General features: G+C 65.6%; 7 protein-coding genes. 1 reads left to right on the top strand and 6 read right to left on the bottom strand.

From position 1 onward, the window contains the following. Positions 1-3 precede the first annotated feature (3 nt). The 6 genes from treY to ACVMB0_RS35565 are packed head-to-tail and all read right to left on the bottom strand — an operon-like array spanning position 4 to position 14,025. Positions 4-2,787, bottom strand: a complete 2,784-nt coding sequence (gene treY, locus ACVMB0_RS35590) for a malto-oligosyltrehalose synthase (RefSeq protein ID WP_461349179.1) — start codon at positions 2,785-2,787, stop codon at positions 4-6. Positions 2,788-2,791: 4 nt separating this feature from the next. After that, positions 2,792-4,543, bottom strand: coding sequence for a malto-oligosyltrehalose trehalohydrolase (gene treZ / locus ACVMB0_RS35585; protein WP_461349178.1), 1,752 nt, complete (start codon positions 4,541-4,543; stop codon positions 2,792-2,794). Continuing rightward, the gene (gene glgX / locus ACVMB0_RS35580) at positions 4,540-6,612 is read right to left on the bottom strand and encodes a glycogen debranching protein GlgX (protein ID WP_461349177.1); all 2,073 of its coding nucleotides are present in this window, start codon (positions 6,610-6,612) and stop codon (positions 4,540-4,542) included. Before glgX ends, treZ begins: the two co-directional genes overlap by 4 nt. A gap of 3 nt (positions 6,613-6,615) precedes the next feature. Further along, positions 6,616-8,763 (bottom strand): 1,4-alpha-glucan branching protein GlgB, encoded by a 2,148-nt coding sequence (gene glgB, locus ACVMB0_RS35575; RefSeq protein WP_461349176.1) that lies wholly within the window; start codon positions 8,761-8,763, stop codon positions 6,616-6,618. Continuing rightward, positions 8,760-12,065: a maltose alpha-D-glucosyltransferase gene (treS, locus tag ACVMB0_RS35570; RefSeq protein WP_461349175.1), complete on the bottom strand. Its 3,306-nt coding sequence runs from the start codon at positions 12,063-12,065 to the stop codon at positions 8,760-8,762. Before treS ends, glgB begins: the two co-directional genes overlap by 4 nt. Before the next feature lie 10 nt (positions 12,066-12,075). Then, positions 12,076-14,025, bottom strand: a complete 1,950-nt coding sequence (locus ACVMB0_RS35565) for an alpha-1,4-glucan--maltose-1-phosphate maltosyltransferase (RefSeq protein ID WP_461349768.1) — start codon at positions 14,023-14,025, stop codon at positions 12,076-12,078. 203 nt (positions 14,026-14,228) lie between these two features. On the opposite strand from ACVMB0_RS35565, the gene malQ reads away from it, so the two are divergent. Continuing rightward, positions 14,229-16,178, top strand: a complete 1,950-nt coding sequence (malQ, locus tag ACVMB0_RS35560) for a 4-alpha-glucanotransferase (RefSeq protein ID WP_461349174.1) — start codon at positions 14,229-14,231, stop codon at positions 16,176-16,178. The last annotated feature ends 11 nt before the right edge of the window (positions 16,179-16,189 follow it).

Here is a 16,189-nt window from a genome sequence, read left to right as displayed (position 1 = left end):
GTGCTAGCTGTGTGCACGTGCACGCCTTGCGGCGTGCTTTGTTCCTGCCGCGGTCTTGGCCTTCAACACCGCGACCGGCAGTTTGGCGAACAGCGTCGAAAGCTGGAGCTTGCTGTCCCCGCCCGGCGGCGCGTATCCGCTCAGGTCGAGCTCGCCTTCAAACGCCTCAGGACGGGGCCAGCTGCGTCCGTCCTGCGTGAATGGCGCAAATGATTTCGTCACCGCGACAATAGCAGCCTCGCGGCCATGGCGCCGCGCGAAGGCGACGACATGATCGCGGTGCGGGCCGTTGACCGTCAACGGCTCGTAGCCGCCGTTGGTGAAGATTTCGGCCATCTCGTTGCGCAGCCGCAGCAGATGCCGCGTCCACGCGAATTTCAGCCGGCCGTCGCGCCAGCTCCGGGCCAGCGCATCCCAATCCGGTGCATCGAGCGCTGGAAGCATGTCCGCGCGTGCAGCAAAGTCGACTGGACGGCGGTTGTCCGGATCGACCAGCGAAAGATCCCAGCTTTCGGTGCCCTGGTAGAAATCCGGCACGCCCGGCATGGTCGCCTTCAGCGTGATCTGGCTGAGCGAGTTCAGCGCGCCGATCAGCGCCGTGCGCCCGGCCAGCGTGTCGAGGGCGCCGAGAAACTCGGGTGAGATGTTGCGATCGAGGATCCGCGCGATGAATGTCTTCACGCCGGCCTCGTAAGGCTCGTGCGGATTGAGCCAGCTGGTTTCCTGCTTGCCCTCGCGCGCTGCCTTCAGCGCATAGGCCTGGATGCGTGCGCCCAGCGATGGGTCGTCCGGATCCCAGGCGCCGAGCAGGGCCTGGTACAGCATGTATTCGAACGTCGCCGATGGGGCGCGCATCTCGCCGTCCAGCACCAGATGTGGCGCGTTCAGCACCTTCCAGCGCGCCACCGCGCTGGTCCATTCGCCGGGAATTTCGGCAAGCGCCATGATGCGGGCGCGGGCGTCCTCGCCGCGCTTGGTGTCGTGGGTCGCGGTCGCCGTCATGCCGTGGGACCAGTCGCGGGCGCGGACCTGCATCATGGCGTGGAAGGTCTCGGGCGCGATCGCACTCGCCGCGGGATCGCCGCCGACCTCGTTGAGCGCGAGCAGTCGGTGATAGCGATAGAACGTCGTGTCCTCCAGCGACTTCGCCATCATCGGCCCGGTGAACTGCTGCACTTTCAGCGCGAAGCGCCGGACCCGCGGCGCGCTGTGCGGGGGACGGCCGGGCTTCAGCAGGTCCATGGTCAGGGCATCGCGCAGGAAGTCGAAGATGCCGTCGTCGGCGGCAAACCAGTCGGCGCGGGCGCGCTCGATGGTCTCGCTGATCAGCGTCCGATCATGCGCTGTCGGGCCGGAGGCGGTGAGATAGGTGCGATAGACCGGGAAATGCAGCACGTAGAGCTCGAGCGCCTGCCGCAGACTGTCGGCGGAGAAGTCGCGGGTCGAGTAATGCCCGCTGGCGATGCGCGCGACGAGCCGCGCCAGCACGGTGAATTCGCTGGTCAGCAAGGTCTCCAGCACGCGGCGCTTGGCCGCGCGCAGCACCGGCACGAGGTTCGGCGACTGGTTGCTGATTTGGCGCCAGATCTCGTTGAGCGGATCGAGGCCGGCGCCGTCGACCAGCACCTGGCTGATCGTGTTCATCCATTCATAGCCGGTGGTGCCGTGGACGCCGGCAAACTTCGTCAACTTCTCGTTCTCGCCGAGGATCTTCTCGATCACCATGTAGAACGGCCTGGCCTTGCCGCCCTGCGCCGAGCGGATCAGACGGCGCAGCCGCTGGAAGTACTGCGCGGGATCGCGCAGGCCGTCGATATGATCGAGCCGCAGGCCTTGCAGCCGGTCCTCCGCAATCAATCGCTTCACCAGGCTGTGGCTCGCCTCGAAGGTGGCGGCGTCCTCCACCCTGAGGCCCGCAAGCGTGTTGATGTCGAAGAAGCGCCGATAGTTGATGTCGCTTGAGGCAAGCCGCCAATGGCCGAGCTTGTAGTGCTGACGCTCCAGGAGATGATGCAGCGCCAGCGTCTGGGTGGGGCGATCCTCGCCGGCGCGATAGGCATTGAGCCCGCTCGCGATGAGCTCGGCGGCGCCCTCGATCGCCCGGATCGCCGCCTTCAGCGCCGGCGCTTCCTTGCGGTTCGGGTGACGCAGCCCGCGATACCTGGCGGCGAGCTCGAGCAGCGCGCGCCCGGCTGGACTGTCCTCGGCGCCGGCCTCGCGGACGATGGTCCGCAGTACCTCGCCATAGCGCTCCGGCGCGATCGGCAGGCGGTGCTCGAAATACCAGGCTGAAAAACTGCCTTCGCCGGCATCGTAGCGCAACTCGATCTCGCCGCGCTCCAGCGCCTGGCCGTAGGACGAGCCGAGGATCGGCAGCAGCACGCCGCCGCGCGCGCGATAAGGCAGCTGGTCCCAGTCGATGTCGAAGGAGACCGCGTGCGGCGACACCGGTCCCCATTCCAGCACGTCGAGCCACCACGGATTGTCGGCGAAATGCACGCCGACATGGTTCGGCACGAAATCGAGGATCAGGCCGAGGTCGTTCTTCTTCAGCGCGTCACTGAGCCGCGCAAAGCCCTCCTCGCCGCCGAGCTCCGGATTGAACTTGGTGTGGTCGACGACGTCGTAGCCATGGGTCGATCCTTTGCGTGCCTTCATGAACGGCGAGGCATAGACATGGCTGATGCCGAGCGCCTTCAGATACGGCGCCACCTGGGCTGCGGCATCGAAGTCGAAATCGGCAGTGAGTTGCAGTCGGTAGGTCGCGATCGGGATCGCCGGAGGCATTGTGCTATCCGATGTGCCAGCGTGCCGCCCAGGCGGGGAGGTCGCCCGACAACGCGCCGCCCCAGATCGCAGTTCCCTTCGGCTCCGGCGCTTCGCTGATGGCGCGATCCGATAGATTGGCGGTCAGCCGCAGCGTGCTGCCGTCCCCCATCTGCCAATGCGCCGTCAGAAGGTCGCCCGCCACGATGGCATCGCCGAAGCGCACCCCTTGCAGCCGCGGCGTGATCTCTTGCCGCCGCACGGCGAGCAGGTCACGCACCAGCGCAAGCCGCGCGCGGCCGGGATCGTGCTCGCGCGCGGCCCAGTCAAGCACAGCCGACCGCGCCGTCTGCTCGGCAAGCGGATCGGGAATATCGTCGCCATATTTGGCATAGGCCCAGGCGAATTCCTTGCGCCGGCCGGCACGGACGGCGTTGGCGAGATCGCCCTTGAAATCGCAGAAGAACGGGAAGGGCGTCGTGGCGCCCCATTCCTCGCCCATGAACAGCATCGGCGTGTTGGGTGCGATCAGCGTGATCGCCAGAGCGGCCTCGATCGCCTCTGGCTTCGCGAGGCTCTCGAGCCGATCGCCGAGCGGCCGGTTGCCGATCTGGTCGTGGTTCTGCAGGAAGTTGATGAAGCAGGTCGGCGACAGCGCGCCGCTCGGCTCGCCGCGCGCCTTGCCGCCCCAGAACTCGGAGATTTCGCCCTGATAGATGTAGCCGGACGACAGCGCGCGGGCGAGGTCCTGTTTCGGTGAGCGGTAGTCACCATAGTAGCCTTGCTTTTCGCCGGTCAGCAGCACGTGCCAGGCGTGATGATAATCGTCGTTCCACTGGCCACGGAATCTACCGTCCGGCGGGTCCTCGGCGGCGTCGAGCAGGTTCGCAATGTTGTCGCCGTTCTCCAGCACGAGGTTGATCTGCCGGCCGGTCTCGGTGGCGAGCTGGCCCGCGGCCCTGCTGAAATCATGCAGGATCGAGATTTCGCCGGCTTCGACGATGGTGTTGACCGCGTCGAACCGCAGCCCGTCGAAGCGATAGTCGCGCAGCCAGCTCACCACGCTGCCGACCGCAAAGGCCCGCACTTCGGGCACGCGGTAGTCGATCGCGCTGCCCCATGGCGTGTGCGCGTCGCTGAAGAAAGAGGGCGCATAGCGGCCGAGGTAATTCCCCTCGGGCCCGAAATGGTTGTAGACCACGTCGAGCATCACCATCAGCCCGCGCAAATGCGCCTCGTCGATCAGTGTCTTGAGGTCTTCGGGACGACCGTAGGCGCTGTCGGGCGCGTACCACAGCACGCCGTCATAGCCCCAATTGCGCGAGCCTGCGAAGTCCGCCAGCGGCATCAGTTCGAGTGCGGTGATGCCGGTTGCGACGAGATGATCGAGCTTGTCGATCATGGCGCGGTAGGTGCCCTCCGGCGTGAAGGTGCCGACATGGGCCTCGAGAACGACGGCCTCATGCCATGGACGTCCGCGCCAGTCGGTCGCGCGCCATTGGAAGGCGGCATGATCGATGACTTCGCCCGGGCCGAACACGTCGTCCGGCTGGAAGGCGGAGGCGGGATCGGGCGCGTCGACCTCGTCATCGATGCGGAATTTGTAACGCGAGCCGGCGCGGGCGCCCGGGATCTCGGCGACGTACCAGCCGGCGGCATCGCGGGTCAGCGGGTGCGGTTTGTCGAGCAATAGGTCGACGCGCTTGGCCGCCGGCGCCCACAGCCGGAAGCGCGTGCCATCGGGAGTGAGCTCAGGGCCGAAATGCTGGGTGCTCATGCGGAGCCTGCAAATGCCAGCACCGAGCGCGGCGGTGCGGTGGTGTCGGCGCCGGATGCAAACTGCTCGCCGGTCTGCTCGGTCTTGGTCGTGTTCAGAACCTGCTGCCAGCTGTTGTATTCGGCCATCTTCGGCATTCTGAACACGATCTCCTGCGGCGCGGCATTGAGCACGATAAAGATCGGCGCCTGTCCTTGTTCCATCGGCCCCAGCACATAGGCGAGGAACCGGCTCTCCGGGAATTTCCAGTCGGATTCCTTCATCTCCTCCGCAGCTGGTGTCAGCCACAGCACGCCATAGCTGCCGTCGGTGCGACGGCCGTCGAGCCAGCTCTGGCAGCGGATCTGGCCGAAGCGCTGGCGCAGCGCAGTGAGGTGGCCGATGAAATCGGTCGCATCGTCGTCGGTGCCGAGATTGTCCCAACCGATCCAGCCGGTCTCGTTGTCCTGGCAATAGGCGTTGTTGTTGCCGCCTTGCGTGTTGGCGACCTCGTCGCCGGCGAGGATCAGCGGCGTGCCCTGGGCGAGCAGCAGGCAGGCCAGCGCGTTCTTCCTGAGCTGGCGGCGCAGCGCGATGATCGCGGGATCGTTGGTCGGGCCTTCATGGCCGCAATTGTTGCTGTGATTGTCATTGGAGCCATCGCGATTGTCCTCGCCATTGGCCTCATTGTGCTTCTCGTTGTAGCTGAACAGGTCGGCGAGGGTGAAGCCGTCATGCACCGTGATGTGGTTGATGCTGGCGCGGGTCGCGCGATTGTCGTGGTGGAACAGATCCGACGACGCGGTCATGCGGCCGGAGATGTCGCCGATCAGGCTGCCTTCGCCGCTCCAGTAGCGTCGCATCGCGCTGCGATAGCGGTCATTCCACTCCGACCATTGCGATGGAAAGGCGCCGACCTGGTAGCCGCCGAGGCCGAGGTCCCAGGGTTCGGCGACCATCTTCACCGTTGCCAATACCGGGTCCTGGCGGATTGCGGCGAGGAAGGGATGGTTGCGCTCGAACCCGTTCGGCCCGCGTGCCAGGGTGGTGGCGAGATCGAAGCGGAAGCCGTCGACATGGCAGACCTCGACCCAGTAGCGCAGCGAATCCATCACCATCTGCAACACGCGCGGATGGGTGAGGTTGACCGAGCTGCCGCAGCCGGTGAAGTCGTCGTAGAAGCGCGGGTTCTCGCGGTTCAGCCAGTAATAGGAGGCGTTGTCGATGCCGCGAAAGCACAGCGTCGGGCCCATATGGTTGCCTTCGGCGGTGTGGTTGTAGACGACGTCGAGCAGCACCTCGATGCCGGCATCGTGCAGCCGCGCGACTGTTGTACGAAACGAGTCCAGCGCATTGTCCTGGGCGTAGCGCGCCTCCGGCGCGAAGAAAGCAATGGTGTTGTAGCCCCAGTAGTTCGAAAGCTTCTTCTCGACCAGGACGCGGTCGTCGATCAGGCCGTGGATCGGCAGCAACTCGATGGTCGTGACGCCGAGCCGCTTGAGGTGGTCGATCATCGCCGGCGACGACAGGCCGCCATAGGTGCCGCGCAGGTTCGGCGGCACGTCCTCGCGCTTCTGGGTCAGGCCCTTGACGTGGGCCTCGTAGATGATGGTGTCGGACCAGGGAATCTGCGGCCGGATCTCACGCCGTCCCCAGTTGAAGGTCTCGTCGACCACGACGGCCTTCGGCATACCGCGCGCATTGTCGCGCCGGTCGAACGAGAGGTCCTCGCGCGCGCTGCCGGTGCGGTAGGCGAAATGCGCGTCGCTCCACACCAGCCGGCCGGCGAGCCGCCTGGCGTAGGGATCGAGCAGCAGCTTGTTGGCGTTGAAGCGGTGGCCGCGCTCCGGCGCATACGGCCCCGAGACGCGATAGCCGTAGAGCTGGCCCGGCGAGACGTCGTTGAGATAGCAGTGCCAGACGTCCTCGGTGCGCTCCGGCATCGCGATCCGCTCGAGCTCGCGGCGGCCCTGGCCGTCGAACAGGCACAGCTCCACCTTCTCCGCATTGGCCGAGAACAGCGCGAAATTGGTGCCTCGGCCGTCCCAGCTTGCACCGAGCCGCGCGGACGTTCCTCCGGTCAGTCGCATCAATCAGCTTTCCGGTACGAGGAAGATCGCGGCCAGCGGCGGAATGGTGAGAGTCAGCTCGGGCGTGGCGCCGTCCGAAGCGCGGACCTCGCCGATATTGCCGACATTGCTGCCGCCGTAGTGGGAGGAATCCGAGTTGAGCACCTCATGCCACTTGCCGGCGAACGGCACGCGGACGCGGTAGTTGCGATAGACGTTGGGTGAGAAGTTTGCGACCACCAGGCAGCGGGCGCGCGCATCATTGCCCTTGCGGACCCAGGCGAACACATTGTTGTTGGCGTCGTCGGTGATGACCCACTCGAAGCCGGCTTGGTCGCAGTCGAGCTCGTGCAGCGCCGGCAGCGCGCGATAGAGCCGGTTGAGATCGCGGACCAGGTTCTGGATGCCGCTGTGCCGCGGCTGTTGCAGCAGATGCCAATCGATCGAGTAGTCGTGGTTCCACTCGCGTTCCTGGCCGAACTCGCAGCCCATGAACATCAGCTTCTTGCCGGGGTGGCCGAACATGAAGCTGTAATAGACGCGCAGGTTGGCGAAGCGCTGCCAGTCGTCGCCCGGCATGCGGCCGAGGATCGAGCGCTTGCCGTGCACGACCTCGTCATGGGACAGCGGCAGGATGAAGTTCTCCGAGAAGGCGTAGTGCAGGCCGAACAGGATATCGCCGTGATGGAATTTGCGGTGGATCGGATCCTTGCCGATATACTTCAGCGTGTCGTGCATCCAGCCCATGTTCCACTTGTAGCCGAAGCCGAGCCCGCCATATTCGACCGGGCGCGACACCTGCGGCCATGCGGTGGATTCCTCCGCAGCGGTCGTCGCCTGCGGAAAATGCGCGAATAGCTCGGTGTTGAAGCGGCGCAGGAAGTCGATCGCCTCGATGTTCTCGCGGCCGCCATACTTGTTCGGAATCCAGCCGCCGGCGGGACGACTGTAGTCGAGATAGAGCATGGAGGCTACGGCATCGACGCGGAGCCCATCGATGCCGTAGCGATCGAGCCAGAACAGTGCGTTCGACACCAGGAAGTTGGTGACCTCGGTGCGCCCGTAATTGTAGATCAGCGTGCCCCAGTCGAGGTGGCGGCCCTGCAGCGGATTGGCGTGCTCGTACAGCGCGGTGCCGTCGAAATTGCCAAGACCATGCGGGTCGTCGGGAAAATGCCCGGGCACCCAGTCGAGCAGCACGGCGAGCCCGGCACCGTGGCAGGCGTCGATCAGCGCGGCGAAATCGTCCGGCGAGCCGAAGCGGCTGGTCGGCGCGAACATGCCGGTCGGCTGGTAACCCCATGAGCCGTCGAACGGGTGCTCGGTGATGGGCAGGAATTCGACATGGGTAAAGCCCATGTCGCTGGCATAGGCCGGCAGCTGCTCGGCCATCTCGCGATAGGTCAGCCACTCGTTGCGGCCCTTGCGGCGCCACGAGCCGAGGTGCACCTCGTAGATCGACATCGGCGAGCTCAGCGCGTTGACGCGATCGGGCGCCGGGCGCGGATGCGGGATTTTGCGCTCGTCGATCACGATCGACGCGGTCTTCGGCCGCACCTCGGCGGCGAACGCGAGGGGATCGGACTTCAGGGGCAGATGCTGGCCGTTGCGTCCGATGATCTCGAACTTGTAGTGATCGCCGACGCGGGCGCGCGGAATGAACAGCTCCCAGTAGCCGGGACCGCGCACGCGCATCGGGTGACGCCGGCCATCCCAGAAATTGAAGTCGCCGACCACGCTGACCCGCCGCGCATTCGGCGCCAGCACCACGAAGCCGATGCCGTCGACGCCGTCGAGCGTCATCGGATGTGCACCGAGCGTGTCGTAGACGCGCTGATGCGTGCCTTCGCCGAGCAGATAGAGATCGAAATCGCTCAGGATCGGCGGAAAGCGGTAGGCGTCCTCCAACTCGACGACGTTGTCACCGAAGCGGGCGCGGAGTTGGTAGCGAGTCGAGCCGTTCGGCAGGGGGCCCGCGAACAGGCCGGCATCATGGATCTGGGCCAGCGGTGCCGTCTCGCCATGCTCGCCGATCGCCTCGACATTGGTGGCGTCAGGCAGGAAGGCGCGCACGACATTGCGATCCCCCTCGGCATGGAGGCCGAGATAGTGAAAGGGATCGGAGTGACGGCCCTCGATGATGGCATAGGCCTCGGCGGGCAGTTTGTTCATGCACCCTCATGCGGCTGTTGCGCCAGAATCCTTAACAGGCCGGTCAGCGGCACCCGCAGCCAATCCGGCCGGTTGGCCAGCTCATACTCGATCTCGTAGAAGGCTTTCTCAAGCAGGAAAAAGTTGAGCAGGCGGTCGGCCGCCTTGGCGTCGGCGGGCCACAGGCGTTGGCCGGCCATGGTCTCGCGATAGGCGGCCAGGAAGGCGTCGGCCGCCTGGTCGCGCCATTCGGCCAGAGCGAGGCTCAGCCTGCCGCTCTCGTCGGGGGAGACCTTGAGGGCCCGTTCCAGTGCCGCCGTCGCCGCATAGTCGATCGAGCGGATCAGGCCGGCGACGTCGCGTGCGGGTGGTGCCTTGCGGCGCCGCTCGGCGATGGTGCGGCCCGGCCCGCCGTCGAAATCGATGATGAAGACGTCGTCCTTGACCACCAGCAGCTGGCCGAGATGCAGATCGCCGTGGTGACGGATGTTGAGCCCGTCGGTCTCGCGCGGCAGCAGCGCCTTAAGCCGCTCCGGCAGCGTGTCGTGCTGGGCGTGCAATTGATCGGCCAGCACCCGGTCGGCCTCTTTCAGCGAGCTGCGGCGCTGCTTCAGCGTGTCGAACACGCGCTCGGCGCGGGCCATGATCTCGTCGGTCCAGCGCTGCAGATCTTCGGGCCTGGTCGGCTCGGGCGCGAAGTCGGGCAGGTCGCGGTTGCTGGCGAGTGCGATGTGCAGCTCGGCGAGGCGCTTTCCCGCATGCGCCATGTGGCGCAGCCAAGTGGCCTGATCGCCGTTTTCCTCCGGATGTTCGCTCGCCGCGAGCAGACGCTGCCGCTCGATGAGGCGGTCGAGATGCGAGGCCGCGACGCTCCAGAGGTCGCCCTGGTTGACCACCATCGCATGCAGCACGGCGACGGCGCTGCGCTTGTCGCCTTCGACCAATTCGGAGGTGCCGAGCAAAGCCGGCGTATTCGGAAATGCGACCACCTCGGTGAGGAAGCGGCCCATCTCGATCTCCGGATTGATGCCGACTTCGAGCTTGCGGTAGATCTTGGTGACGTATTCATTGTCGACCAGCGCGGTCGAATGCGGCTGATCGTTCTCGAACACCCGAATCCGCTCCGGCTGCCGCACCGGCCGGTCGGAGAACCGGCTGGTCGGCCGGAATTCGAGCTTCAGGCCCTGCTCGCCTTCGTCGACCGTGAGGTTTTCCCGCAAGTTCCGCAGGAACAGGCCGGTGAAGATCTGGTCGGTGGCGACGTCGAGCAGCGTGCCTTCGCGCGCGCCCTGGCGCACGGCGGCGAACGCGCGTGGATTGTAGCGCTCACGGTCGAAGCGAACCCACTCGATCTGCATCGGCAGTACGTAGCGGCTGGTGGTGCCGCGCTGCGTGGTCTCGAAGAAGATCAGCCACGGCCGGTTGTCGCCGACATCGCAGAACGGGATCGCCGAAACCAACGTCGGCTGGATCGCCTTGGCGGAATGCTCGGGATACCAGCGAGAACGGGCGAGATGGCCGGGCAGCACGTCGTGTTCGAACACGCCGCGCTCCCGCGCCAGCGAGGTCCAGGTCGAGTTGAGCGGCACCACCAGCGTCTCGAATTCCGGTACCGCGCGCGGCGTCACCGGCTCGGATTTGTCGCGTTCCTGCAACTCGAACCAATAGAAGCCGTAGGGCGCGAGCGTGATCATGTAGGGCAGCTCGCCGATCGCCGGGAAGCGCGTGCGCCCGAGCATCTCGAGCGGAATGCGGTCCTTGAAGGCGGAGAGATCGAGCTCGGTCGCCTGCGCCGAGCGCGACAGATTGGCGACGCACAGGATCACCTCGCCCTGGTACTGCCTGACATAGGCCAGCACCGAGCGGTTCTCGGGACGGATGAAGGTCATGGTGCCGCGCCCGAACGCCAGCGTCGACTTGCGCACCGCTATGAGCCGCTTGGTCGCCGACAGCAGCGAGGACAGGCTGCGCGACTGCGCCTCGACATTGACCGACTCGTAGCCGTAGACCGGGTCCATGATCATCGGTGCGTAGAGCCGCGCCGGGTCGGCGCGCGAGAAGCCGCCATTGCGGTCCGGCGACCATTGCATCGGCGTGCGCACGCCGTTGCGGTCGCCGAGATAGATGTTGTCGCCCATGCCGATCTCGTCGCCGTAATAGATGATCGGCGTGCCGGGGAACGACAGCAGCAGCGAGTTCATCAGCTCGATCTTGCGGCGGTCGTTGTCCATCAGCGGCGCAAGACGGCGGCGGATGCCGACATTGATGCGGGCGCGCGGGTCGTTGGCATAGGTCGACCACAGATAGTCGCGCTCGACATCGGTGACCATTTCGAGCGTCAGCTCGTCGTGATTGCGCAGGAACAGCGCCCATTGGCACGCCGACGGGATGTCCGGCGTCTGCCTGAGGATGTCGGTGATCGGGAAGCGGTCTTCCTGGGCGATTGCCATGTAGATGCGGGGCATCAGCGGGAAATGATAGGCCATGTGGCATTCGTCGCCATGGCCGAAATATTCCTGCACGTCCTCCGGCCATTGATTGGCTTCGGCCAGCAGGATCTTGCCCTTGGCATAGGCGTCGAGCTCCTGGCGCAGCCGCTTGATGATGGCATGCGTCTCCGGCAGGTTCTCGTTGTTGGTGCCGTCGCGCTCGCACAGATAGGGGATGGCGTCGAGCCGGAAGCCGTCGACGCCGGTGTCGAGCCAGCGCTTCATCACCTGCACGATGGCGCGCACCACGCGCGGATTGTCGAAGTTCAGATCCGGCTGATGCGAGAAGAAGCGGTGCCAGTAGAACTGGCCGGCCTCCGGATCCCAGGTCCAGTTCGACTTTTCCGTATCGGTGAAGATGATCCGCGTATCGAGGTACTTCTGGTCGGTGTCGCTCCAGACATACCAGCTGCGCGCGCTGGAATTCGGCGGGCTGCGGCGCGCGCGCTTGAACCAGGCGTGCTGGTCCGAGGTGTGGTTGACCACGAGCTCGGTGATGACGCGCAGGCCGCGCTTCTTGGCCTCCTGGATGAAGCGCTTGAAGTCCTTCATGGTCCCGAAATCGGGATTGATGTCGCCATAGTCGCCGATGTCGTAGCCGTCGTCGCGGCCGGGCGAGGGATAGAACGGCAACAGCCACAGCGCGGTGACGCCGAGCTCCTGCAAATAGCCGAGCTTCTCCGTCAGCCCCGCGAAGTCGCCGATGCCGTCATTATTGCTGTCGGCGAACGCCTTGACGTGCAGCTGGTAGATGATCGCGTCCTTGTACCAGAGCTGGTCCGCGGTCTCGGTCGCGATCTTCACCTCGGTGTTGACGGAGGAGAAAACGTTCATGACGGCTCCTTCAGGCGACACAGCGCAGCAGCAACGCGGGATCGCGCGCAGGATCGAGACGCAGGCGGATGCCTCCCCATTCGAGCGCATGACGCTCGCCGGTGACAAGGTCTTCCAGTTCCGTGACGGGCCGACGGGCATCGCCAAGGCCGACCATGACGTCGCCGAGCGGAAGCCAGACCTCACGCGGCTCGGCCGACAAGGCAATCGCAGTCGCGATCACATTGCCCTGATCGACCGCCTCCTTGACGAAGCCGATCACGCCGCCGTCATCGACGTTGATAAAGCGCAGATTGGCGAATTGTTGCAGGGCCGGATTGCCGCGCCTGATCCGGTTGAGCGCCGCAATGTAAGGCTTGATGTTCCCTGGCTCGTCCCAGTCGCGCACCCTGATCTCATACTTCTCCGAGTTGAGATATTCCTCGCGACCGGGGACCGGCGTGTGCTCGCGAAGCTCGAAACCGCTATAAATGCCGTAGCTGCTTGACAGCGTCGCGGCCAGCGCGAGACGCGACTTGAACATCCAGGATTCGCCGCTTTGCAAATGGAAGGGCAGGATATCAGGTGTGTTGACGAAGAAATTCGGCCGAAAGAAGTCACGCTCGGGATAGGAGATCAACTCGCCGACATACTGTTCGAGCTCGATGCGCTGGGTGCGCCAGGTGAAATAGCTGTAGGATTGCGTGAAGCCGAGCTTGGCGAGGCCCTTCATCAATTTCGGCCGCGCGAAGGTTTCCGCAAGGAACAGTACATCCGCGTCGCGGTCCTGCACCTCGCGGATCAGCCATTCCCAGAATGCCAACGGCTTGGTGTGCGGATTGTCGACCCGGAAAATCTTGACGCGCTGCTCGACCCAGAACAGCACCACATCGCGCAGCGCGCGCCACAGCGCGGCGGCATCGTCGCAGCTGAAATCCGGATTGACGACATCGTCCCAGCGCTGCGGCGGATGTTCGGCCGTACGCATCGATCCGTCCGGTCGCCGCTTGAACCACTGGGGATGCTCGGTCAGCCAGGGGTGATCGGGCGAGCATTGCACGGCGAAATCGAGTGCGACCTCGAGGCCGTGCGACTGGCAGGCCGCAAGGAAAGCGCGGAAATCGTCGAGCGTGCCGAGCTCCGGATGCACCCCGTCGTGGCCGCCCTCGGCCGAGCCGATCGCGTAGGGGCTGCCGGGATCGCCGGCCTGCGCGATCGCGGCATTGTTGCGGCCCTTGCGATGCGTCCGCCCGATCGGGTGAATCGGCGCCAGCAGCACGACGTCAAACCCCATCGCGGCAATGTCGGGCAGCCGCGCGATGCAATCGCTGAAGGTCGCATGCATGCCCGGTCGCTTGCCCTGGCTGCGCGGAAACATCTGGTACCACGCGCCGCTGCGCGCCCGCGGCCGGTCGGCGGTGAGGGGATAGAGCGGCGAGCGCATCAAATCGCGCCGGAACTGGCTGCCGGCCATCGCCTCGCGCAATTCCGGTGCCAGCAGCGCGCCCGGCTCGCCGCTCTGCAGATAGATTTCACACTGCCGGATGATCACGGCGGCTGCGGCGGGTCCCCCGGCCTGCGCCCGGGTCAGCATCCCCGCGCCTTCGACCGCGTCCAGCGTGTGGTCGCCGCCGTCGCGCTGCTTCTGCTCGAAGCGATGCCGCCAGCTGGCGAAGTCGTCGGTCCAGGCCTCGATCGCGTAGGTGTAGCGGCCGGGCCGGTCGGGCACGAAGGCACCGCCCCAGCGGTCGTCGCTATGCTGCGACATCGGCGCGACCTGCCACGCGTTGTCGCCGTCGTGCCGCCACACCAATGCCGCTGAAATCACGTCATGTCCGTCACGGTAGATGTCGGCCCACACCTCGACAGGTTCGCCTGCGATGCGCTTGACCGGAAAGCGGCCGCCGTCGACCGACGGGTAGACATCGGTGACATGAAAAGTGCCATGGGCACTCTCGACAGGCCGGAGAGTTTTGTTCACGGTGATGCCGCCATTGAATAAGCAAATGACGTCCCGACGCCGGGAAGGAGGCGCGCCAGACCCATATAGAAAGCCGCTCGCCGGGCATTGGTTCCCGGTGGGAACGCTTGATAGGGTAGAGCGTTGAACATCAACTATCCCTTTCCCGTATCTATACAATTTAGCAACGATCCCAATACCGTTGCGAGCAGACAGCGTGCCGAATGGACCTTTACGCCGAAGCCCAGACCCTGGGAATCCAGACCGAGTATATCGATGGGAGCGGTCACCGTCGTGTGACAACCCCGGAGGCGCTGACGGCGATCCTGGCGGCGCTGCCGCCCCAGACGCCGCGGCGGATCGTCACCGATCCCGTGGTCGTCAGAGGCGGCCAGGCTGCGCAAACGCAGCTCGCCGAGGCGGCGCAGCTTCCGGTGCAATGGAAAGTCATGAGCGGCGATGCGGTGCTCGCGCAAGGCGAGGCGCATCGGCGGAACGTTGCGTGGCCGTCCGGCCTCCCGGAGGGCGTGCACCGCTTGCTGCTGTCGGACGCATCGGGCAGCGAGCAGCTGCCGTTCCTGGTGGCGCCGGAGGGCGCGTTCGGCGGCACGTTCGATCGCTGCTGGGTGATCGCGGTGCAGCTCTACGGCGTGCGCTCCGCACGCAACTGGGGCATCGGCGACTTCACCGATCTGCAGTGGCTGCTCACATTCGCCCGCCAGCTCGGCGCCGACGGCATCGGGCTCAATCCGCTGCATGCGCTGTTCGACGACCGGCCCGGTGATTGCAGCCCGTATTCGCCGAGCAGCCGACTGTTCCTCAACCCACTTTATATCGACGTCGAGAAGATTCCCGAATTCCGCATCGATGCCGGGATGCAGGCCGCGCTGGCGCAGCTCCGTGGCCACGACCTGGTCGACTATGTCGGCGTTGCGGCGCTGAAATGGCCCGCGCTGCGCGCGGCCTTCGCTGCCTTCAAGGCCAATCCCGGTCCCGGCCGCCGGCAGGATTTCGAGGCTTTTCGCAACGAGCAGGGCGCGCTGCTGTCGCGCTTCGCCTGCTTCGAGACGATGCGGCACAAGTTCAACAAACCGTGGTGGGAGTGGCCGGATGAATGGCGGCAGCCCGATGACGCGGCTTGCGCCAGATTGCGGGAGGCGCGCGACAGCGCCGCCGAGGTCGAGTTCGTCGAATTCGTGCAATGGACCGCGGACCGCCAGCTCGGCGCCTGCCAGGCGCTGGCGCACAAGCTCGGCATGCGGGTCGGGCTCTATCTCGACGTCGCCGTCGGCGTGCAGTCGGATGGTTTCGACGCCTGGAATGAGCAGACTGCGATCTCGCGTCATCTCGGTGTCGGCGCGCCGCCGGACCCACTCAACACCGCGGGCCAGGACTGGGGGCTGGCCGGCTTCAACGCCGCGGGCCTCGAACAGCGCTCATTCGAGCCGTTCCGGCAGATGCTGCGCGCCTCGATGCACCATGCCGGCGCGATCAGGCTGGACCACGCTTTCGGGCTGAAGCGGCTTTATCTGGTGCCGCGCGGCTTCGGGCCGGCCAATGGCGCCTATGTGCTGATGCCGTTCGAGGCGCTGCTGGCGGCGACCGCGCAGGAAAGCACGGCCAGCCGCTGCGTCGTGATCGGCGAGGACCTTGGCACCGTGCCGCCGGGGTTCCGCGAGCAGATGAACGGCTGGGGCATCTGGTCCTACCTCGTGATGATGTTCGAGACCGACGACCAGGGCGTGTTCCGCAACGCCGACTATTATCTGCCGAACGCGCTGGTCACCTTCAACACCCACGACCTCTCGACCTATGCCGGCTGGCGCTCGTTCAGCGACCTCAAGACCAAGCGCGGACTCGGGATCGATCCCGGCGAGACCGACCAGGGGCGCTGGGACGCGCTCGGCCAGCTCGACGACGTGCTGCGCCGGCACGAGATCCACAGCAATGATTTTGATTCGGTCGTGAGTTTCATGGCGCGGACGCGGTCGCGGATGCTGGCAGTGTCGATGGAGGATCTGCTCGGCATTGTCGAGCAGCCCAACATCCCAGGCACCGTCTACGAGCATCCGAACTGGAAACGCCGGCTCCCGATCCCGCTCGAGCAGCTCGCGTCGGCGATCGATATCGAGGCGCTGAAGCGCGCAACCCGCGAGCGGTTGCACGCGGGCTAATGCGGAGCACG

The sequence above is a fragment of the Bradyrhizobium sp. USDA 4451 genome (genome assembly GCF_054822585.1).
Note: the sequence above shows the minus strand (reverse complement) of the source record. Positions and strands in the feature narration are given on the sequence as shown.